Below are 18,629 nucleotides of genomic sequence, written 5' to 3' on the forward strand. Positions count from 1 at the left end.
TTAGGAGACGGCGATCTGGCTGATGCGCGTCTTTGCCTCTTCGATGTCGGCGCCGCTCATGTTTGCGACCCGATCGATCTCAAAGGTGCCGAGCCGTTTGCCGCTCGTGTCGTCGAACACTTCGACGAATACGGTCTGGTCGATGTCGTACGCGAACGACACCGTTATGGGCGACCCCTTGGGGTACGGCGGGATCGGGATGTCCTTCTCCCCGAGTTTCACGACGTACTGCAGGTCGATGTCGTCACCTTCGTTGCAGTCGACGTTGACGATCTTCTGTTCGTGCACGGTGGTGAAGAACGTCTGCTGGCACTTGACCGGAATGCGCGTATTTCGAGGAACGATGATCGCGTTCTCGAGCTTTCCGGTATCCGGATTGATCGCCGCGGTACCGAGCGCTTGGGACGTGACGTCCTGTACGACCAGCGGTTTGCCTTGATACAGGTCGACAGTCGTCCCGACATCCGAAGCGTCCTCGACGGCCGCCTGGATCGCGGCGCCGAGCGCGACAGCATGGTCCGGGTGGACCGACTTGTTGACGGGTTGTCCGGCGAGTCGCTCGACCATCTCGCGAACCATCGGCATCCGGGTGGAGCCCCCGACCAGAAGCACGTGATCGATGTCCGACCACCGAAGGCCCGCTTCCTCGAGTACCGAAGTTGTGAGGTCTTCTGTTCGATTGAGCAGGTCCGATGTGATGCGCTCGAACTCGGCCCGATCAAGGCGAATGCGATGGGTCTGGCCGCCAGCGGGAACGAGCATCATCGTCGTTGGCACGGTGGTGAGACTGCGCTTGGCCATCTCCGCCTTCTCACGGAGGCTCGCGGTCAGCAGTGAGTCATCGAGAAGATCCACGCCGCCCTGGGCTTGCACAGACTGGGCGGCGAACATCATGATCCGGTCGTCAAAATCCTTACCGCCCAGGTTGCGGTCACCGTCGGTGCCGAGTACCTCGAACTCGCCAGCGTTGATACGCATGACGGTGACATCGAAAGTCCCGCCGCCGAGGTCATAAACGAGCACATTTCCCTGCGCAGAAGTGTCGAGCCCGAACGACAGAGCGGCGGCGGTCGGTTCGTTCAGGACTCGGAGAACAGTCAGTCCGGCGATCTCGCCTGCGTCCTTCGTCGCTTTACGGCGTGCATCGTCGAAATACGCGGGGACGGTGATGACGGCCCGTGTGACCTCGGCGCCGAGGGTGAACTCGGCGTCTTCCTTGAGGCGGCGGAGGATGATCGCCGAGATCTCCTCGGCGGTGTAGGCCGACCCAGAACTCGACTCGAACCGATAGGCCCGGTCGCCCATGAACCGTTTGACGAACTCGACCACATCGTCGGGCGCGCCCGCGGCCGCGTGTTTGGCCATGGTCCCCACCAGAGGCTCGTCGCGGCCGCCAATGTCCTGGAACATCACCACCGACGGAGTGATCTCCTCGCCGGCATTGTTGATGAGGACCTCGGGCTCACCTGTCGGACGTAGAACGGCGACGGCCGAATAGGTGGTCCCGAGATCGATTCCCACTGTGATACCCATGTGCGTGACCTAGTGGAGCGGCGCAGCGCCGGCGACTTCGAGCGACTCGAGCTTCTTCATGAGCTTGCGCGACTTGAAGACAACGCGATCGCAGTACCCGATGAGTCCGAACTTGCTGCCCCATTCGGTCATCCCGACGACGACCTCGGTGTTGCCGTTGTCATGGGTGACGACGTTGACCGACACGGTCGGCTTCATCATTCCGACCGAGCCGACTCCGAAACCTTTGGGCTCGAAGTTGAGGTCGCCTTCGCCCTTGATCTGACGCCACCAGACCGATCCGAAGTGGTCACGAACGAGGTCAATCACCTGCGCTCGAGGTGCCTGCACGTACGTTTCGTATTCGCGCCGGGCCATGACACTGAGGGTGATCTGGAGTACGAGTGCGGCTACGACTACGCAGCCGATGAAAACGAGAATGTCCATTGTGATTGCTCCTGGAGAAGTTTGGGTGATTAACCGGTTTCGATGTCTCGCACGCGCTTTGTTTCGCCGCTCGTCCGACAGAACATTTCTGCGGACGCCTTCGTGAGTTGCACATTGACGGCGCCGGCCTTCTCGCCCTTGTCTTCGAGATACTTCTCGATGACGGCCTTTTTGCCGCTACTGTCCATAGCCGCAAAATCCGCACACGAGGTGTCTCCGCCATTGTTCGAGGCGGACGAATTCGAGGAGCAGCCCGCGGACATGACGAGCGCCACGGCTACCATTCCGATTCCGACTGTTGTTTTTCTTGCCACCGTGCCAGTTCCTTTCGTAGGAGTTCTTTGAGAAGGAAGTTAGTGATCAAGATTTGAACGAAAGAAGCCTCTTGAAACGCACCGCGCTCCCAGATATAGTGCGCCCCTCCATGCTTGAGCATGTGGGCCGCTAGCTGGCAGAATGCCCTAGCCCGGGAGCGACAGATCGCCCCACCTGACACACCTGTTCATCTGACCGAATTACTTATTGTCATTTCCTCAAATGAAAACAAGATTCTCGATTGCGCGCACCCGAGCCACAGCTGCTAGCTTTCCCGCCATGGCTGAATTCGCGCACACGGAGCCCGAGTCCGGACTGAACCGCCCGCACTACTATCGACATACGGTCACGTCAACCGACACTCGATTACCGTCGCAGAAATAGTGACCGTTATGCAGCGGAGCGCCGGTCCAATCACCGACACACTGCTCCGCGAGAGCAGTCCGCGGTTCGATTCACCACGCCTATTACTGGTGTCCGATGATGCAATTCTCCGAGTGGGAATTTCCGAATCGTTCAGAGCGGAAGGTGTCGACTGCCTCGCGGTGCCCAGTTCCCGCGCAGCGTCCTATTCGAGCGCACTATGGGACTACGTCCTGGTCGTCGCGGAAAGCTTTCGGTCGACCGACCGATTGTCGAGTTTGGATCTCGTTCAACGATTGGCACCGACTGTCCCGCAGGCCACGATCGTGGCCCTGATGACTCGTTCGCCGTCCCCGGTGGCAAAGCTCCGAATGTCCGAGGCAGGGGTCAAATTCACTGTGTCGTACGAAGACCTGGCGCCAGCAGTCCCGGACTTCGTTCGAAGCATGACCGACGGATCGCTCCCGGAGCGATTCCAACTCAAGCCGCCCATCGTCAAGAGGATGGCTTTGGGCTACCGGGCATTCGGGTCAGTGTCGAACTTTCTCGCCCAGATTGCGCACGTGGACCACATGGTGTGGCTCACCGACCGAACGCAGGACCGACTGCCGCTCACTCGTGGCGACGTTATCCAGCTCCGTCGCTGGGCGGCAGAACTAGCCGGGCTACCCGCACCAGAAAGCTCCCGATACTCGGCAGCGCGGTCCGCAAACGACTATCCGAGCTTCGCCATGGTCCGGACCTTTGTCCGACAATGCTGGAGCATCGACTGATCGATTGATCCACCGCTCCGTGGAACCAATCCACCGCCTCCCGCGTCCAACCCATCGACGTGCAATACGAAGCCCGCAGGAGCTAGTCGATGGACTCTTTCAAAGCCGATCTGGCGCAACTTGATTCGTTGCGCTTCAACGCCTCCGATACGACCGGGCTGTTGCTCGACGTCGCATCGACGTGGCAGCAGATCTCACCCGAATCGTTGGAAACGGCACTGGGGATGTTCGGCCCACAGTTCCTGTCCGCGTACCAGCAGGCGCAGCAGTCGTACGTCCGCGCGACGACTCAGCTCGCCTCGGTGTCGAACACGATCGAGAACGTCACCGACCGGGCGCTCGGCGCCTTCACCACCGATGACTCGTCGACCGCGACCACGCTGGGGTCGCTGTGAATCCTTTGATGTTCGCTGAACCGATCGTCCAACTGCTCGGCACCTTCGGGACCGGAAATCTCGGCAGCGCGACTCCCGGGTTCGCCAACGCCCAGTCCTCGATGCACTGCGCGCAGGACTCGGGGCGGCGCGGCATGAACAATCTCAGCGGGTGGAGCGGGACGTCGGGCGAGGCCGCCACGACCACCGCGCAGACAAACCAGTCCCAGATGGCGGACCAGTCCGATCGCGGACAGGCCATCGCGAGGGTGGTCTCCCAAGCCGCTCAGACCGTCGGCGGCGGCAAACTCGATGTCCAGGGAATCCTCGAATCCTTCACCTCGGTGGCCACCACCCTCGCACCGATGCTCGGCCTCCCGGCTGGCCAGATCGCACTGCTCAAGACCGCCGCCGAGCACATCGGCGACGCCGTCAACGTGGTCCAGGGTGTGAATCAGCAGATGGGGCAGCACACCGAGCAGATGAGTGCACTGGCTTCTCCGGATCTCGGTTCGAGCGCCGCCAAGACTGTGAACACCGGCACCGGAGTCGCCGTCACCCTGCCCGACGGAAGTACCGCGATGGCACCGAACGAGCAGGCCGCGACCGCGGTGCGTAGCGCCTTGAGCCAGCAGGGGGTTCCGTACGCCTGGGGCGGGACGACGCCGGCCGGGTTCGACTGCAGCGGTCTGACGCAGTACGCGTATCAACAGGCCGGCGTCGACCTTCCGCGCATGGCAGCCGATCAGGGGGTGGGCACGTCGGTACCCGCGGACCAGCTCATGCCCGGCGACCTCGCCGTGTGGGATGGTCACGTCGCCATGGTCGTTGGAAACGGTCAGATGATCGAGGCAGGCGACCCGGTCGAGATCTCGGCGATCCGCACCGACAACCAGGGCGAGGCCTTCCACGGCTTCTACCGGCCGACGGCATGATCACCGCCACCGCGCATTCCAAGGGCATCAGTGTGACCGCGTCCGTCGAAGGGGTGCCGACGGCAATCCACATCGAGCCGGCCGAACTCCGGTTCGGCGCCGAGGCCCTTGCCATCCGGGTGCTGGAACTGACGTCGGCGGCCGCACGTTCTGCTCTCCAGGAGCTGCGGTGAGTGGGCCGGGTGGGGTCTGGACTGAGGAGTCGACGGTTGCGAGGTACGAGCGATCGGCGCGACGAGGGAAGACGCCGCCCGTAGGGCCCGCGAACACCCCGAGCGGAGCGAGGGAGAACACGCAGAGTGTGGAGCAGATCCTCACTAACGCCGAGAAGCAACTCGAACTCATCGAGGAGGCCCTGGCCGGACTCTCGGCGATCACCGCCGTCTACACGAGCCCGGACGGTCTCGTCGTGACTGAAGCGGATGCATCAGGGGCGCTCGTCGGGCTGTGGCTCGACGAAACTGTGTGCCGGCTCACTGGCGATGAAGTCGGCCAGCTCATCGTGCGTGCCGCCGCCGAAGCAAGTGCCATTGCCGCTGCTCGTCGTGATCACGTTTTCTCCGCATTGACCAGCGCGGTAGCCACACTGGCGTCGCGGTCGTTACGCTGACGCCATGGCAACCGGAGACATCGTCCCCATCGAACTCGGCTTGACCGACGGAGACCTCGTTACCCTGTGGGCGCCGCGGTGGCGCGACGGTGACGACGAGTGGGAAGCCTTCCTCGGCGATGACGACTCGCTGTTCGGCTTCGGCTCGGTCGCCGAAATGGTCGCGTTCGTGCGCAGTGGCGCCGGTAACGACCTCGACGACCACCCATCCTGGCCAGTCGTTTCGAAGTTGTCTGCCTCCGAACTCGAACCCGATGAAGGACACTCGTTCGACCTCGTGGGCGTTCCGGAGCTCGCCGCTGAGCAGCCCAGTGCCGATGTCGTCGCCGAACTCGAGGAAGCCCTCGAGATCACCCGTTCGATTGGCGAGGTGTGCGAGCTCGAGGTCGTCGAGTCGTTCTTCGCCAAGCACCCGGTCCTGACCTCTATCCCCACCGGCGCGAGCGCGTTCGTCGGCCGCGAAGGCATCGCGCTGTGGGATGAGATCGGCACCGCGATCGCCGACGGATGGGACGAAGTTCTCGACGCGATCGACGACTTCATCACGACGCCGGATGTCGATAAGAAGGCCGTCGCCGTCGCCGAGGCGGAACTGCTTGCCGCCGCGGAGAACGAGGTCGACTCGGACGACGCCGCGGACGTCGACGACGACCTCGAAGACGATGCCGTCGAAGAGGAGACCTTCTGGGGTCGCGTCGGGATCGACCCGATCAAGATCATCACGTCGGAGAAGACGTACTACTCGCTGCGCTGCTACCTCGACGACGAGCCGATCTTCCTCGGCACTGACGAGAAGATCAGCGTGTTCAGCTCGCCCCGCGCGCTGGCCCGGTACCTCGCCGACAATCACGAGCACGACCTAGCGACGGTCAGCACGTACGGCGAAGTCCAGGCCGCCGCGACCGACGGATCGCTCTCGATCCAGGTCACCGACGAGAACACTTACGTCCTGAACGGCATCGCCGATGACATCCTTGCGGGCCCGAGTGCCGTGGATGCCGAGCAGCTCGACCTCGCCGTCGAGCTGTTCACTGACGCTGCGGACTACGCCGACGACGACACGGTCGCCGAAGCGCTGCAGCCCACGAACGCGCTGGGCTTCCTCGTGTCGTTCATCGTCAACCCGGACCCGACTCGCCTCGAGCCCAGCGGCCCGTTCACGGCCGAATCGGACGCTTGGCGTGAACTGGTCGAAGGGTTCGAGGCACGTCTGGACAAGTTGGGCTAGGGCTTACCTAGGCCACCTTGCGGAAGGTGTAGTCCTTCAGCGGGAAGTGGCGGCTTCGCCATGCAGCCTCGATCGTCAGCGACGGCCGCAGCGGCACATCGCCGTGCTTGTCGAAGTAGTAGCTGTTGGCCAGGCCGCACGACTCCTGCCAGAAGATCTGGTTCCCGCGACGCCGCATCATTTCCGCGTGGTAGTCGACGTGCGCCTTCTCGGTGACCTCGATGAGGTCGGCATTCTGGCGTCGAGCGTGATCGAGGCATCGGACGATGTGCGCCGAGCTGTTCTCGATGAGCGCGAAAAATGACGAACCGTTGTAGCCGTACGGCCCCATGATCGTGAAGAAGTTCGGGAACCCCGGCGACGAAACGCCCTGGTAGGCCTGCAGGCGGTTCTCCTCCCACCAATCTCCGAGCACCAGCCCGCCGCGACCGGTCAGGTCGTACGTCGGGATCGCGTCCTTCTCGGTGACCTTGAAACCAGTGGCCAGAATCAGGACGTCAACCTCGTGAGCGACCCCATCGGCGGTGTGGACCGCGTTCTCCGAGATCCGGGTGATCGAGCCGGTCTCGAGCGCGACGTTCGACCGGTTGAAGGTCTGTAGGTACGAGTTGTGGAAGCTCGGCCGCTTGCAGCCCAGCGCGTACTTCGGAGTCAGCTTCTCGGCAAGCGCCGGGTCCTTTACCTGCTGCTTGATGTACCTGCGCCCGGCGGTCTCGAGGACCGACGTGCCGGGGATGAGCTTGTGATAGTGCGCCAAGATCGGGAACGTCGCCTCGACGAACGCGTCACTGGCCAGGCTCGCGACAGCCTCGACACCTGGCACGCGTTTGAGCGCCCATCGCGCCGGACCCGGAATCGGCGCATCGAATTTCGGCATGCACCAGATCGGTGTCCGCTGGAACACCGTCAGCTTCGCCACCTGCGGGGCGATCTCCGGAATGATCTGGACCGCAGACGCCCCGGTACCGATGATCGCGACACGCTTGCCGCGCAGGTCGATGCGGTGATCCCAGCGCGCGGTGTGCATCGTCGGACCCGCGAACGAGTCGAGACCCTCGATGTCCGGACGCTTCGGGCGCGACAGCGGTCCGCCGGCGTGAATCACGTGACGTGCGGATACCGGGCCGGCGCTGGTCTCGATCCGCCACAGGTTCGCGGTCTCGTCGAAATGGGCGGAGATGACCGAGGTGTTGTACCGAATATGCTGTGCCAGATCATATTTGGCGACCAGATGCTGGGCGTAGCCCTTGAGCTCACGCCCCTTGGCATAGGTCCGCGACCAGTTCGGGCGCTTCTCGTACGAGAACTGGTAGCTGAACGACGGGATGTCGACAGCCACGCCCGGATAGGTGTTCCAATGCCACACGCCACCCGGGCCCGAGGCGTCGTCGAGAGCGAGGACGTCGTTGAACCCCGCCTTCTTCAACGCGATCAGGGTTCCGATGCCGGAGAAGCCGGCACCGACGATGACGATTTCGCGGTCGGGAATTCTTGGGTCAGTCAAAGTTCACTCCATCGGGATACTTCGAATATCTGAATATCCTGAGTACACCAGATACTCTTGTCCCGTGGCAAGGCTCACGCGTGCAGAAAGTCAGGAACGCACCCGACGTCTGCTCATCGAGTCCGCCACCAAGCTGTTTCTGCGCGACGGGTTTCGCACGACCTCCCTCGACGCGATCGGCGACGAAGCCGGATTCAGCCGAGGCGCGGTGTACTCGAACTTCTCCAGCAAAGGCGAAATCGGCATCGCGGTCATCGACGAGCTGTACGAGAGCGCGTTGCGTACAGCGGTTACTGCCGTCGGAGCGGAGTCCAGCAGCGACCCCAAAGCCTGGATTGACGCGCTGATTTATGCCCTGCGCTCGAGCATCGGCGATCCCGGATGGGCACGACTCGAACTCGAAGTCGCCGCCGCTGCGCAGCACGGCGAGATGAGGGCCGCAACCGCAAAGCGGTATGCGAACCTGAGGGCAGTCTGCGAGTCGTACGTGGTCGGACTATTCACCGCACGGAACGCAACTCCGCCTACCGACCCCCAAGTCCTGGCGCTTGCAATCGTGAGCGTGTTCGTCGGATTCGGTCTCCAACGTGCTTCCGACTCGTCGCTGCCGAGCCAGGCGATCGGCCCCGTGCTGCGACTGCTGCTCGGCGACTAGCCGACCAGCACGGCATAACCCGGCTTGATGACGTCGTCGATGATTTCGAGACGCTCCGGAAACGGCACGAACGCCGACTTCATCGCGTTGATCGTGAACCGTTGCAGGTCGCTCCACCCGTAGCCGAACGCCTCGACAAGCTTGAGCATCTCCTGGCTCATCGTCGTGCCGCTGATCAGTCGATTGTCGGTGTTGACGGTGACCCGGAACCGAAGGCGTGCGAGCAGATCGAATGGGTGCGTGGCGATGCTGTCGGCCGCCCCGGTCTGGACATTCGACGTCGGACACAGTTCGAGCGGGATTCGACGGTCGCGCACGTAGCTCGCGACGTATCCGAGCGATACAGTGCCGTCCTCGGCAACCGTGATGTCGTCGGTGATTCGCACGCCGTGACCAAGGCGATCCGCACCGCAGAACGTGATCGCTTCATGGATCGAGGGCAGCCCGAAAGCTTCGCCCGCGTGAATCGTGAATCGCATCGTGTTCGCCCGCAGGTACTCGAACGCGTCGAGGTGCCGACTCGGCGGGTAGCCGGCCTCGGCACCGGCGATGTCGAAACCCACGACTCCCTGCCCACGGAATCGCACGACAAGCTCGGCGATCTCCCGTGACCGTGCCGCGTGCCGCATGGCCGTCAGGAGGCACACGACCCGAATCCGGCCGCCTTGCGCCCGGATCTCATCCTCGCCCTCCCGGAATCCGGCCAAGGTGTGGGAAACGACCTCATCGAGCGTCAATCCACGCTGTAGATGCAGCTCCGGTGCATAGCGAACCTCGGCATACACAACGCCGTCGGCCGCGAGATCTTCGACGCATTCGCGCGCTACTCGGCGCAACGCCTCCGGCGTCTGCATGACGGCAACCGTGTGGGTGAACGGCTCGAGGTATCGAACGAGATCGCCGCTGTTCGCGGCATCGGTGAACCACTTCCCGAGCTTCACCGGATCGTCGACCGGCAACCCGGCATAGCCCGATGCCTGCGCCAGTTCGATGACGGTCGACGGTCGAAGCCCGCCGTCGAGATGGTCATGCAGTACCGCCTTTGGCGCCTGCCGAATCGTCTCCAGGGTCAGCGGTGCAGGACCGGTGAGCTGCATGTTTCCGACGTTACGCCGAGCCGACGCGCTCGAGCACGAGCGGCACGGGACGAAACGCTGCCCCGAATGCGAAGCCGCCGTCGAGGGCCGCCAACGCAGGCTCGAACAGATCGGGCGAATCAGTGTGGAGCGTCAGCAACGGATCGCCGAGGCGCACGGAATCGCCCGGCTTCGCATGCATCGTCACGCCGGCACCCGGCTGTACCGAATCGGTCTGCACCGCACGACCCGCACCCAATCGCCAGGCCGCACGACCGACTGCCATCGCGTCGAGGCGGGTCAGCACACCAGATTCCGGCGCCGGGACGACGTGGGTGTGACGGGCGACGGGTAGTGCCGAATCCGGATCGCCACCTTGCGCCCGCACCATCGACCGCCAATGATCCATGGCCGCGCCCTGGTCGAGTTTCCGTTCCGGATCAACGTCAGTGAGGCCCGCGAGATCGAGCATTTCGCGCGCTAGAGCCAAGGTGAGATTTCGCACATCGCTTGGTCCGCCGCCGGCCAAAACCTCAACCGCTTCAGTGACTTCGAGCGCATTTCCGGCCGTTTGCCCGAGCGGTGTGTCCATCGCGGTGATCAATGCAATCGTGTCGACGCCGGCGTCATTGCCGAGGTCGACCATCGTGCGTGCGAGCTCTCGCGCATCCTCGATCTTCTTCATGTAGGCGCCGGAGCCGACCTTCACGTCGAGGACAAGCGCGTCGGTGCCTTCGGCGATCTTCTTGCTCATGATCGAGCTTGCAATGAGCGGAATCGACTCCACCGTTCCGGTGACGTCGCGCAGGGCATAGAGCTTCCGATCCGCGGGTGCGAGCTCATCACCAGCGGCGCCGATGTACCCACCGATAGTGGGGTCTGCCAGCATCTTTCGCATCTGATCGGTGGAGACGTCCGGACTCCAGCCGGGGATCGACTCGAGCTTGTCGAGCGTGCCACCGGCATAGCCCAGGCCACGTCCGGAAAGCTGCGGAACCGCGGCACCGCACGCCGCGACGAGCGGAGTCAGGACCAGGGTGATCTTGTCACCGACGCCTCCCGTCGAGTGCTTGTCCACGAGCGGTCGGATCACTTCACCGAAGTCCAGGCGCTGCCCCGACGCGATCATCGCGGCGGTCCAGTCGTGGATCTCGCGCCGATTCATCCCGCGCAGATAGATCGCCATGGCGAGCGCGGCCTTCTGCTCCGGAGCTACCACGCCACGCGTGAATCCATCTACCACCCAATGGATTTCACGCGATGTCAAGGCTCGGCCGTCGCGCTTGGCAGCGATGATCTCGACCGCGTTCACGTCAGGTCCTGAGCACCGAACGAGTGCGGCAAGAGGTCGCCCAGAGGAATGGGCGAGGGTTCTGCATCGATGAGCAACTGCGGGCCTCCGTTTTCGAGCAAGACCTGACGGCATCGGCCACACGGCATCAAAGCCCCAGGTCGAGGCCCGATCACCGCGACGGCAACGAGCGTGCCGCCGCCGGACGCGACGACGTTCCCGACCAGGACACACTCCGCACACAGGCCGAGTCCGTACGAGGCGTTCTCGACATTGCACCCGGTGACCAGCCGTCCGTCTGCACACCAGCCTGCCGCACCGACCGGGAACTTCGAGTAGGGCGCGTAGGCAACCTCACGGGCGGCTTCGGCGGCTGTGCGTAAAACTGACCAGTCGATCGCTGTCACGGATTGTCACTTTGCCAGTTAATTGCGCTAAATTGACGCCGCCCGAGATCCTTTGATCTATCGCTCCAAAGGAGATAGATCACAGGGCAATTGATCTCGGGCGAAACCGCCAAGGACTAGAGTTCTCATAGCCCGGTTGCGCAGCCCTGCATCCGGTGCGCGGAAAAGATTTTGGAGGCAGCTCCACATGACCAGCACCGCCGCTGACACAGCGGTCAAAGAAAAGACTCGATCGCTGTACCTGGGTGACCCGGGCATGTGGTCGTGGGTTGCGCACCGCATTACCGGTGTGACCGTTTTCTTCTTCTTGTTCGTGCACGTTCTCGACACCGCCCTCGTGCGCGTGAGCCCGGAGACGTACAACAACGTCGTCGACACCTACAAGAACCCGCTCGTCGGGCTCATGGAATTGGGTCTCGTCGCCGCCGTGTTGTTCCACGGATTCAACGGCATCCGCATCATGCTGGTCGACTTCTGGTCCGAGGGCCCGCGCTACCAGCGTGTGATGCTCTGGGTCGTCCTCGCCATCTGGCTGGTCCTCATGACCCCGGCCGCTGGGCGCCAGATCTTCCTCATGTTCAACCACTAGGCCAGGGGGTAGAACACGATGGCTGAAGCAAGGATCATCGGGACGCACTACGACCGTCCTGCAAGTCTCGACGCACCCCGCGCAGCGCGACGCGTCAACAAGAGCAACTTCGAGCTCTACGCCTGGATCTTCATGCGCCTGTCCGGCTTGGCGCTGATCGTCCTGGTGCTCGGACACATGTTCATCATGCTCATGCTCGACAAGGGCGTGCACCGCATCAACTTCGGATTCGTCTCGGGTCGCTGGGCCAGCCCGTTCTGGCAGTTCTGGGATCTGTCGATGCTGTGGCTCGCTCAGCTCCACGGCGGTAACGGCCTCCGCACGATCATCGCGGACTACACCCGCAAGGACTCCTCGAAGTTCTGGCTCACGACGCTGCTGGTCATCTCGATGATCCTGATCATGGGCCTCGGCAGCTACGTCATCTTCACGTTTGACCCGAACGTCGGTACGCCGCTTTCCACGACCCTCTCGGGAGGAAACTAAATGGTGCAGCACCACAGGTACGACGTCGTCATCGTCGGTGCTGGTGGCGCCGGCATGCGTGCCGCGATCGAGTCAGCCCCTCGCGCCCGCACCGCAGTCCTGACGAAGCTGTACCCGACGCGTAGCCACACCGGCGCCGCACAGGGCGGAATGTGTGCCGCACTCGCCAACGTCGAGGAAGACAACTGGGAGTGGCACACGTTCGACACCGTCAAGGGTGGCGACTACCTCGTCGACCAAGACGCTGCCGAGATCATGGCGAAGGAAGCCATCGACGCGGTCATCGACCTCGAGAAGATGGGTCTGCCGTTCAACCGCACGCCGGAAGGCAAGATCGACCAGCGTCGATTCGGTGGCCACACCCGCGACCACGGTAAGGCTCCGGTCCGTCGTGCGTGCTACGCCGCCGACCGCACCGGCCACATGATCCTGCAGACGCTGTACCAAAACTGCGTCAAGCACGGCGTCGAGTTCTACAACGAGTTCTACGTCCTCGACCTCATCCTCACCGAGACGAAGAAGGGCCCCGTCGCCACCGGCGTCGTCGCCTACGAGCTCGCGACCGGCGAGCTGCACGTCTTCCACGCGAAGTCGATCGTCATCGCGACCGGTGGTTCGGGCCGCATGTACAAGACGACCTCGAACGCCCACACCCTCACCGGCGACGGCATGGGCATCGTGTTCCGCAAGGGTCTCCCCCTCGAGGACATGGAGTTCCACCAGTTCCACCCGACAGGCCTCGCCGGCCTGGGCATCCTCATTTCGGAGGCCGTCCGTGGTGAAGGTGGAATCCTCCGCAATGCAAGCGGTGAGCGCTTCATGGAGCGCTACGCCCCCACCATCAAGGACCTCGCACCGCGTGACATCGTCGCTCGGTCGATGGTTCAGGAAGTGCGCGAAGGTCGCGGCGCGGGCCCGAACAAGGACTACGTGCTGATCGACGTCACGCACCTCGGTGAAGACGTCCTCAACGAGAAGCTCCCGGACATCACCGAGTTCTCCCGCACCTACCTCGGTGTGGACCCGGTCAAGGAGCCGGTGCCGGTCATGCCGACCTGCCACTACGTCATGGGCGGTATCCCGACCAAGATCCGTGGTGAGGTTCTCCGCAACAACACCGACCACGTTCCCGGCCTGTACGCCGCCGGTGAGTGCGCCTGCGTTTCGGTCCACGGTTCGAACCGTCTCGGCACCAACTCGCTGCTCGACATCAACGTCTTCGGTCGTCGCGCCGGTATCGCCGCCGCCGAGTACGCGAACACCACCGATTTCGTCGAAATGCCGCCCGAGCCGTACAAGATGGTCGAGCGCTGGGTCGCCGGCATCCTGAGCGAGCACGGCAACGAGCGCGTCGCCGACATCCGGGCCGACCTCCAGAACGAGATGGACGACAAGGCCGGCGTGTACCGGACCGAGGAGAGCCTCTCGGAGATGCTCGAGGTGATCCAGGTCCTCAAGGAGCGCTACAGCCGGATCTCGGTGCAGGACAAGGGCAAGCGCTACAACAGCGACCTCCTTGAGGCCATCGAGCTGCTGTTCCTGCTCGAGCTGGCCGAGGTCACCGTCGTCGGTGCACTCAACCGGAAGGAATCGCGCGGCGGTCACGCTCGCGAGGACTACCCGAACCGCGACGACAAGACCTTCATGAAGCACACGATGGCCTACAAGCAGATCAGCGACATCCATGCGCCGGAACTGCTTGCCGAGATCAAGCTTGACTTCAAGCCTGTGGCCGTTACCCGCTACCAGCCGATGGAGCGTAAGTACTGATGACTACTGCGACTGAACCTCGTCCGGCACCGGTCCCTGACGGCTCGGTGATGGTCACGTTGAAGATCGCGCGCTTCAACCCGGAGAACGACCTTGGCGCACACTGGGATTCGTTCCAGGTGCCGTGTCTGCCCACGGACCGTCTGCTCAACCTGCTCATGTACGTCAAGAACTACCTCGACGGCACCCTGACGTTCCGCCGCTCGTGCGCCCACGGAGTCTGCGGTTCGGACGCCATGCGCATCAACGGCGTGAACCGCCTGGCGTGCAAGGTCCTCATGCGTGACCTGCTGCCGAAGAAGCCGGGCAAGACCCTGAGCATCACGATCGAGCCGATCCGTGGTCTTCCGGTCGAGAAAGATCTGGTCGTCAACATGGAGCCGTTCTTCGACGCGTTCCGTGCGGTCAAGCCGTTCCTCATCACGACCGGCAACGAGCCGACGATGGAGCGCATCCAGAGCCAGCACGACCGTGCTCGCTTCGACGACACCACCAAGTGCATCCTGTGTGCTTGCTGCACCACGTCGTGCCCGGTGTTCTGGAACGAAGGCAGCTACTTCGGTCCGGCCGCGATCGTCAACGCGCACCGCTTCATCTTCGACAGCCGTGACGAGGCCGCTCGCGAGCGTCTCGACATCCTCAACGACGTCGACGGTGTGTGGCGCTGCCGCACGACCTTCAACTGCACCGACGCATGCCCGCGTGGCATCGAGGTCACGAAGGCGATCCAGGAAGTCAAGCGCGCGCTGCTGTTCTCGCGCTAGTTTTGCGTCTCACGAGAAGCGCCCGGCTCCGGCCGGGCGCTTCTCGTTTCGGCCAATCGACCTGTCAGCGTCGCCATCGAATTATTTCGATGGCGAGGCTGACAGGTCGATTGGCCGCAGTGCCCTCAGCGGTGGTGCTTGTCGACGACCGACTGGAAGTACGGAATCGTCTTCCCGAGCCCCTCTTCGAGACTGATGTTCGGCTTCCAGCCGAGATGTTCCTGCGCCTTCGTGATGTCGGGCTGACGCTGCCGTGGGTCATCCGATGGGAGGGGCGCCCATACGATCTTCGACGTGCCGCCGGTCATCTCGAGGACCTTCTCGGCTAGCTCGAGGATCGTGAACTCCCCCGGGTTGCCGATGTTGATCGGTCCGGTGATCTCAGCGGGCGAATCCATGAGCCGGATCAGACCGTCGACGAGGTCGTCGACGAAGCAGAAGGAACGCGTCTGCGAGCCATCGCCGTAGATAGTGATATCGCGTCCCAGCAGCGCCTGCATGATGAAGTTCGACACCACGCGACCGTCCGACGGGTGCATCTTCGGGCCGTAGGTGTTGAAGATCCGCGCCACCTTGATCTCCAGCTTGTGCTGGCGGTGGTAGTCGAAGAACAGCGTCTCCGCGCAGCGTTTGCCCTCGTCGTAGCAGGACCGAATGCCGATGGGGTTGACGTTTCCCCAGTACTCCTCGGTCTGCGGGTGCACGACCGGGTCGCCGTAGACCTCGCTCGTCGACGCTTGCAGGACACGGGCTTTCACACGCTTGGCCAGTCCGAGCACGTTGATCGCACCGTGGACGCTCGTCTTCGTCGTCTGCACCGGGTCGAATTGGTAGTGCACGGGCGAGGCCGGACAGGCGAGGTTGTAGATCTCATCGACCTCGACATACAGCGGGAACGTGACGTCGTGGCGGATCAGTTCGAACTGCGGATTGTCGAGGAGATGCTCGACGTTCTCCCGCGTGCCCGTGTAGTAGTTGTCGACGCACAGGACATCGGCGCCACGCGCCACCAATTGAGTGCACAAATGGGAGCCGATAAATCCTGCGCCCCCGGTTACGAGAACTCGTTTACGAGTGAACTCTCTCGGCGCTTTCATCCCGACTCCTCCCGACGTGAACCGCATGAGGCTATCGAAACGCGTGAGTCTGCGGATCGAATTCTTCCGGGACACCCGTTTCGGTTAGGACAACTTGGCCCAGTCCACGGTGTACGGTCCGAAACCGTGTGGTTAAGCGCTCGGGCATCTGTCGTGGCAATTCTGCTGTTGGCATTCACCGGGCCGTTGACGATTGCTCAGGCTGAAGAATCGACCACGACTACCCCTCCCACATTCAGCACCCCCAATACCGACCACTGCCCCAACCGCAGTAATCCACCGGCCCCCACAGACACGTCTGAGGTCCCTAAGCCCGGCGGCGTCGCGCCCGGACCGCTTCCGATCCCCCACGACCCGATCGGCGGGCCGCTGCTCGGGCGCTGCGGGATCATCACGCCCGCGGGCGCACCTGCGCTCCCGGAGACGATCGGCGCAGCGAGTTGGGTGGTCGCCGACCTCGACACCGGCGAAGTGCTCGCGGCCAAGGACCCGCACGGACGCTACCGACCGGCGAGCACGCTGAAGATTCTGCTCGCGCTCGTCGCACTCCGGGAGTTGAACCTCTCGACCGTCGTCACGGGCACGGACGAGGACGCGAACATGGACGGCTCCCGAGTCGGCATCGGCCAGGGTGGCCGGTATTCCAACAATGACCTCATGCAGGCTTTGCTCATGGTGTCCGGAAACGACGCTGCCAACGCTCTCGCGCGCCAGATGGGCGGCACGGAAAAGACTCTCGAGAAGATGGATGCGGCTGCTCGCGAATTAGGGGCGATGGATACCCGTGCAGCCACCGTCTGCGGACTTGACGGACCGGGAATGTCGATCTCGTCGTATGACCTCGCGGTGTTCTTCCGCGAGGCGATGCGCAATTCCGATTTCGCACGTCTCGTTCGAACCGAACAGGCTCAATTTCCCGGATTTCCTGGACCACCCGGAGAACCCGCGCTGCCTGGATTCGCGATGGCCAACGACAATCAATTGCTTTACAACTACCCCGGCGCGATCGGCGGCAAGACCGGCTTCACCGACGACGCCCACCACACGTACGTGGGCGCCGCGGAACGCTTCGGCCGGCGTCTGGTCGTGACGATCCTCGACGCCGACGCCACGTTCCTCCGACCATGGGAGCAGGGCGCCCGACTGCTCGACTACGGATTCGGGATCAAGGGCGCGAACGTCGGATCGCTCGACGGGAAGCCCTCGGTGACCGCCGCCGAAGCTGGCGCGCCTGCTGTTCCTGCGGCGACTATGGCCGCCCCGCCGGCCAAGACCGTGCACGAGATCGCGCGGGCCAGTAAGAACTCGCAGTCCATCTTGGTGCGGTTCGCGATCGGACTGATGGGTGGGATTGTGGTGTGCCTGCTGGTTCTCGCCGCGATGGCGAAGAAGAAGCGGCGCTAGCTCACGCCTTCTTCCGCCCCAACACCCCGCCCAACCCAAACGCAACCAAAACCCCAGCGCCAACCACGGCTGTCGCCTCGATGACACCCATCCCCCGCCGCACCTGAATCCGCGGCTCAATCACCGCAGTCCCCGGCGGAGCCACCGTCGCCAGCGCCACGTTCTCCGGGGCCGTAGCCGCCCACGCGGTCGCAAATAGCGCGATCCGATACGTGAAGAACGCGAACACCATGATTCCGATAATCGGGCCGAACACCGCGCCTGCTGGGCTGTGCAAAACCGAGCGCAGATACAGCGTCGCGATCTGCTTGAAGATCTCGAACACCACCGCGGCAATCAGCGCAGCCCGTGCGGCGCTACGAAGCGTCACGGGTTCGTATGGCAACCGCGCGACGATGTAGACGAAGAGCAGCCAGGACGCCAAGACTCCAATCAGAATTCCGACGACCTTGATCAAGACAGCCGCAACGATCGAATGTTCGAGACCCACCAGGCTGAGCGCCTTCTCGGCCAGGGAGCCGGAGGTGACTGCCGTGATTGCAACCGAAAATATCAACGTCGACAGCAACCCGAGAAGCGCGACCAAATCCCCGAGCTTCGCCTTGATGAAGCTCATCTTCGGCGGATTCTGCAGCCACTGTTCCGTCAGGGCCGCGCGGAAGTTCGCCATCCAGCCAAGGCCTGCATAAAGCGCACCCAAAAGGCCGATGGCACCGACGGTCGACCGCGAATTGATCGCCTGATCGATGATCGTTTTGAGTTGGTCACCCATCGCGCCGGGCGCGGCATTCGAAATCTTGGCCTGGGCAGTAGAAAGCAATTCCGGGTGCGTGACAAGCACGAAACCGGCGATCGAGAAACTGATCATGAGCAGCGGAAAAATCGCCAGCACGGTGAAGTAGGTGACCGCTGCGGCAAAGAAATCGCCGCGCTGGCTCTGATACTGCATTGCCGCCGTGATGAGGTGGTCGAGCCAAGGACGCTGGAGTCGCTCTTCTTCGAACCGTTCCTTGAGCTTCATCCCCGGCC

At 63.1% G+C, this 18,629-nt stretch carries 21 protein-coding genes; 12 read left to right on the forward strand and 9 right to left on the reverse strand.

Going from position 1 to position 18,629, the window contains the following annotated elements; genetic code table 11:
• Genes F600_RS0124920 through F600_RS31800 form a run of 3 tightly spaced genes read right to left on the reverse strand, consistent with a single transcriptional unit; the run spans position 1 to position 2,147 of the window.
• A complete protein-coding gene (locus F600_RS0124920) occupies positions 1–1,533 on the reverse strand; it encodes an Hsp70 family protein (RefSeq protein ID WP_018163393.1) in 1,533 nt (510 codons plus the stop codon).
• 9 nt (positions 1,534–1,542) lie between these two features.
• On the reverse strand, positions 1,543–1,959 hold the full coding sequence (locus F600_RS0124925) for a hypothetical protein (RefSeq protein WP_018163394.1): 417 nt from the start codon (positions 1,957–1,959) through the stop codon (positions 1,543–1,545).
• Between the two features lie 29 nt (positions 1,960–1,988).
• Positions 1,989–2,147, reverse strand: a complete 159-nt coding sequence (locus F600_RS31800) for a hypothetical protein (RefSeq protein ID WP_156024815.1) — start codon at positions 2,145–2,147, stop codon at positions 1,989–1,991.
• A gap of 672 nt (positions 2,148–2,819) precedes the next feature.
• Here F600_RS31800 and F600_RS0124935 point away from each other — a divergent pair.
• The 6 genes from F600_RS0124935 (at position 2,820) to F600_RS0124960 (ending at position 6,557) form a co-directional block, all read left to right on the forward strand.
• Positions 2,820–3,410 carry a hypothetical protein gene (locus F600_RS0124935; protein ID WP_156024816.1) on the forward strand — a complete coding sequence of 197 codons (591 nt, stop codon included), beginning with the start codon at positions 2,820–2,822 and terminating at the stop codon, positions 3,408–3,410.
• A gap of 89 nt (positions 3,411–3,499) precedes the next feature.
• The gene (locus F600_RS0124940) at positions 3,500–3,805 is read left to right on the forward strand and encodes a hypothetical protein (protein WP_018163397.1); all 306 of its coding nucleotides are present in this window, start codon (positions 3,500–3,502) and stop codon (positions 3,803–3,805) included.
• A gap of 8 nt (positions 3,806–3,813) precedes the next feature.
• Positions 3,814–4,719 carry a C40 family peptidase gene (locus F600_RS0124945; protein WP_018163398.1) on the forward strand — a complete coding sequence of 302 codons (906 nt, stop codon included), beginning with the start codon at positions 3,814–3,816 and terminating at the stop codon, positions 4,717–4,719.
• Complete coding sequence (locus F600_RS31805; protein ID WP_018163399.1) at positions 4,716–4,892, forward strand: hypothetical protein; 177 nt, start codon at positions 4,716–4,718, stop codon at positions 4,890–4,892. The genes F600_RS0124945 and F600_RS31805 overlap by 4 nt, the downstream gene beginning before the upstream one ends.
• 128 nt (positions 4,893–5,020) lie before the next feature.
• Positions 5,021–5,329, forward strand: coding sequence for a YbaB/EbfC family nucleoid-associated protein (locus F600_RS0124955; protein WP_018163400.1), 309 nt, complete (start codon positions 5,021–5,023; stop codon positions 5,327–5,329).
• Positions 5,330–5,333: 4 nt separating this feature from the next.
• Positions 5,334–6,557: a hypothetical protein gene (locus F600_RS0124960; RefSeq protein WP_018163401.1), complete on the forward strand. Its 1,224-nt coding sequence runs from the start codon at positions 5,334–5,336 to the stop codon at positions 6,555–6,557.
• A 7-nt stretch (positions 6,558–6,564) separates the two neighbouring features.
• Here F600_RS0124960 and F600_RS0124965 read toward each other — a convergent pair whose 3' ends face one another.
• On the reverse strand, positions 6,565–8,061 hold the full coding sequence (locus F600_RS0124965) for a flavin-containing monooxygenase (protein WP_018163402.1): 1,497 nt from the start codon (positions 8,059–8,061) through the stop codon (positions 6,565–6,567).
• A 64-nt stretch (positions 8,062–8,125) separates the two neighbouring features.
• On the opposite strand from F600_RS0124965, the gene F600_RS0124970 reads away from it, so the two are divergent.
• Positions 8,126–8,716 (forward strand): TetR/AcrR family transcriptional regulator, encoded by a 591-nt coding sequence (locus F600_RS0124970; RefSeq protein WP_018163403.1) that lies wholly within the window; start codon positions 8,126–8,128, stop codon positions 8,714–8,716.
• On the opposite strand, the gene F600_RS0124975 is transcribed toward F600_RS0124970, so the two are convergent.
• From F600_RS0124975 to F600_RS0124985, 3 genes are read right to left on the reverse strand one after another with little or no spacing between them, the layout of a single operon-like run.
• The gene (locus F600_RS0124975; RefSeq protein ID WP_018163404.1) at positions 8,713–9,813 is read right to left on the reverse strand and encodes an adenosine deaminase; all 1,101 of its coding nucleotides are present in this window, start codon (positions 9,811–9,813) and stop codon (positions 8,713–8,715) included. The two genes, F600_RS0124970 and F600_RS0124975, sit on opposite strands and share 4 nt — an antisense overlap.
• 10 nt (positions 9,814–9,823) lie before the next feature.
• Positions 9,824–11,104 (reverse strand): thymidine phosphorylase, encoded by a 1,281-nt coding sequence (locus F600_RS0124980; RefSeq protein WP_018163405.1) that lies wholly within the window; start codon positions 11,102–11,104, stop codon positions 9,824–9,826.
• Positions 11,101–11,490 carry a cytidine deaminase gene (locus F600_RS0124985; RefSeq protein ID WP_018163406.1) on the reverse strand — a complete coding sequence of 130 codons (390 nt, stop codon included), beginning with the start codon at positions 11,488–11,490 and terminating at the stop codon, positions 11,101–11,103. The genes F600_RS0124980 and F600_RS0124985 overlap by 4 nt, the downstream gene beginning before the upstream one ends.
• Positions 11,491–11,677: 187 nt before the next feature.
• On the opposite strand from F600_RS0124985, the gene sdhC reads away from it, so the two are divergent.
• Genes sdhC through F600_RS0125005 form a run of 4 tightly spaced genes read left to right on the forward strand, consistent with a single transcriptional unit; the run spans position 11,678 to position 15,099 of the window.
• A complete protein-coding gene (gene sdhC / locus F600_RS0124990; RefSeq protein WP_018163407.1) occupies positions 11,678–12,079 on the forward strand; it encodes a succinate dehydrogenase, cytochrome b556 subunit in 402 nt (133 codons plus the stop codon).
• A gap of 18 nt (positions 12,080–12,097) precedes the next feature.
• A complete protein-coding gene (locus F600_RS0124995) occupies positions 12,098–12,565 on the forward strand; it encodes a succinate dehydrogenase hydrophobic membrane anchor subunit (RefSeq protein WP_018163408.1) in 468 nt (155 codons plus the stop codon).
• On the forward strand, positions 12,566–14,335 hold the full coding sequence (sdhA, locus tag F600_RS0125000; RefSeq protein WP_018163409.1) for a succinate dehydrogenase flavoprotein subunit: 1,770 nt from the start codon (positions 12,566–12,568) through the stop codon (positions 14,333–14,335).
• Positions 14,335–15,099, forward strand: coding sequence for a succinate dehydrogenase iron-sulfur subunit (locus F600_RS0125005; RefSeq protein ID WP_026306932.1), 765 nt, complete (start codon positions 14,335–14,337; stop codon positions 15,097–15,099). Before sdhA ends, F600_RS0125005 begins: the two co-directional genes overlap by 1 nt.
• Before the next feature lie 125 nt (positions 15,100–15,224).
• Here the strand turns inward: F600_RS0125005 and F600_RS0125010 are convergent, their stop codons facing one another.
• Positions 15,225–16,223, reverse strand: a complete 999-nt coding sequence (locus F600_RS0125010; protein ID WP_342664569.1) for a UDP-glucuronic acid decarboxylase family protein — start codon at positions 16,221–16,223, stop codon at positions 15,225–15,227.
• A gap of 99 nt (positions 16,224–16,322) precedes the next feature.
• On the opposite strand from F600_RS0125010, the gene F600_RS0125015 reads away from it, so the two are divergent.
• Positions 16,323–17,600 carry a D-alanyl-D-alanine carboxypeptidase family protein gene (locus tag F600_RS0125015; RefSeq protein ID WP_245541626.1) on the forward strand — a complete coding sequence of 426 codons (1,278 nt, stop codon included), beginning with the start codon at positions 16,323–16,325 and terminating at the stop codon, positions 17,598–17,600.
• 1 nt (position 17,601) lies between these two features.
• On the opposite strand, the gene yhjD is transcribed toward F600_RS0125015, so the two are convergent.
• Positions 17,602–18,621, reverse strand: coding sequence for an inner membrane protein YhjD (gene yhjD, locus F600_RS0125020; RefSeq protein ID WP_018163413.1), 1,020 nt, complete (start codon positions 18,619–18,621; stop codon positions 17,602–17,604).
• Positions 18,622–18,629: the final 8 nt, after the last annotated feature.

The organism is Smaragdicoccus niigatensis DSM 44881 = NBRC 103563, assembly GCF_000380645.1.
Taxonomy (GTDB): Bacteria; Actinomycetota; Actinomycetes; order Mycobacteriales; family Mycobacteriaceae; genus Smaragdicoccus; species Smaragdicoccus niigatensis.

Coding starts and splice junctions, on each gene's coding strand:
- F600_RS0124960 (WP_018163401.1), top strand. CDS start 5,334: ATGGCAACCGGAGACATCGTCCCCATCGAACTCGGCTTGACCGACGGA.
- sdhC (WP_018163407.1), top strand. CDS start 11,678: ATGACCAGCACCGCCGCTGACACAGCGGTCAAAGAAAAGACTCGATCG.
- F600_RS0125005 (WP_026306932.1), top strand. CDS start 14,335: ATGACTACTGCGACTGAACCTCGTCCGGCACCGGTCCCTGACGGCTCG.
- F600_RS0124945 (WP_018163398.1), top strand. CDS start 3,814: ATGTTCGCTGAACCGATCGTCCAACTGCTCGGCACCTTCGGGACCGGA.
- F600_RS0124925 (WP_018163394.1), bottom strand. CDS start 1,959: ATGGACATTCTCGTTTTCATCGGCTGCGTAGTCGTAGCCGCACTCGTA.
- F600_RS0124975 (WP_018163404.1), bottom strand. CDS start 9,813: ATGCAGCTCACCGGTCCTGCACCGCTGACCCTGGAGACGATTCGGCAG.
- F600_RS0124940 (WP_018163397.1), top strand. CDS start 3,500: ATGGACTCTTTCAAAGCCGATCTGGCGCAACTTGATTCGTTGCGCTTC.
- F600_RS0124995 (WP_018163408.1), top strand. CDS start 12,098: ATGGCTGAAGCAAGGATCATCGGGACGCACTACGACCGTCCTGCAAGT.
- F600_RS0125010 (WP_342664569.1), bottom strand. CDS start 16,223: ATGCGGTTCACGTCGGGAGGAGTCGGGATGAAAGCGCCGAGAGAGTTC.
- sdhA (WP_018163409.1), top strand. CDS start 12,566: ATGGTGCAGCACCACAGGTACGACGTCGTCATCGTCGGTGCTGGTGGC.
- F600_RS31800 (WP_156024815.1), bottom strand. CDS start 2,147: ATGGACAGTAGCGGCAAAAAGGCCGTCATCGAGAAGTATCTCGAAGAC.
- F600_RS0124920 (WP_018163393.1), bottom strand. CDS start 1,533: ATGGGTATCACAGTGGGAATCGATCTCGGGACCACCTATTCGGCCGTC.
- F600_RS31805 (WP_018163399.1), top strand. CDS start 4,716: ATGATCACCGCCACCGCGCATTCCAAGGGCATCAGTGTGACCGCGTCC.
- yhjD (WP_018163413.1), bottom strand. CDS start 18,621: ATGAAGCTCAAGGAACGGTTCGAAGAAGAGCGACTCCAGCGTCCTTGG.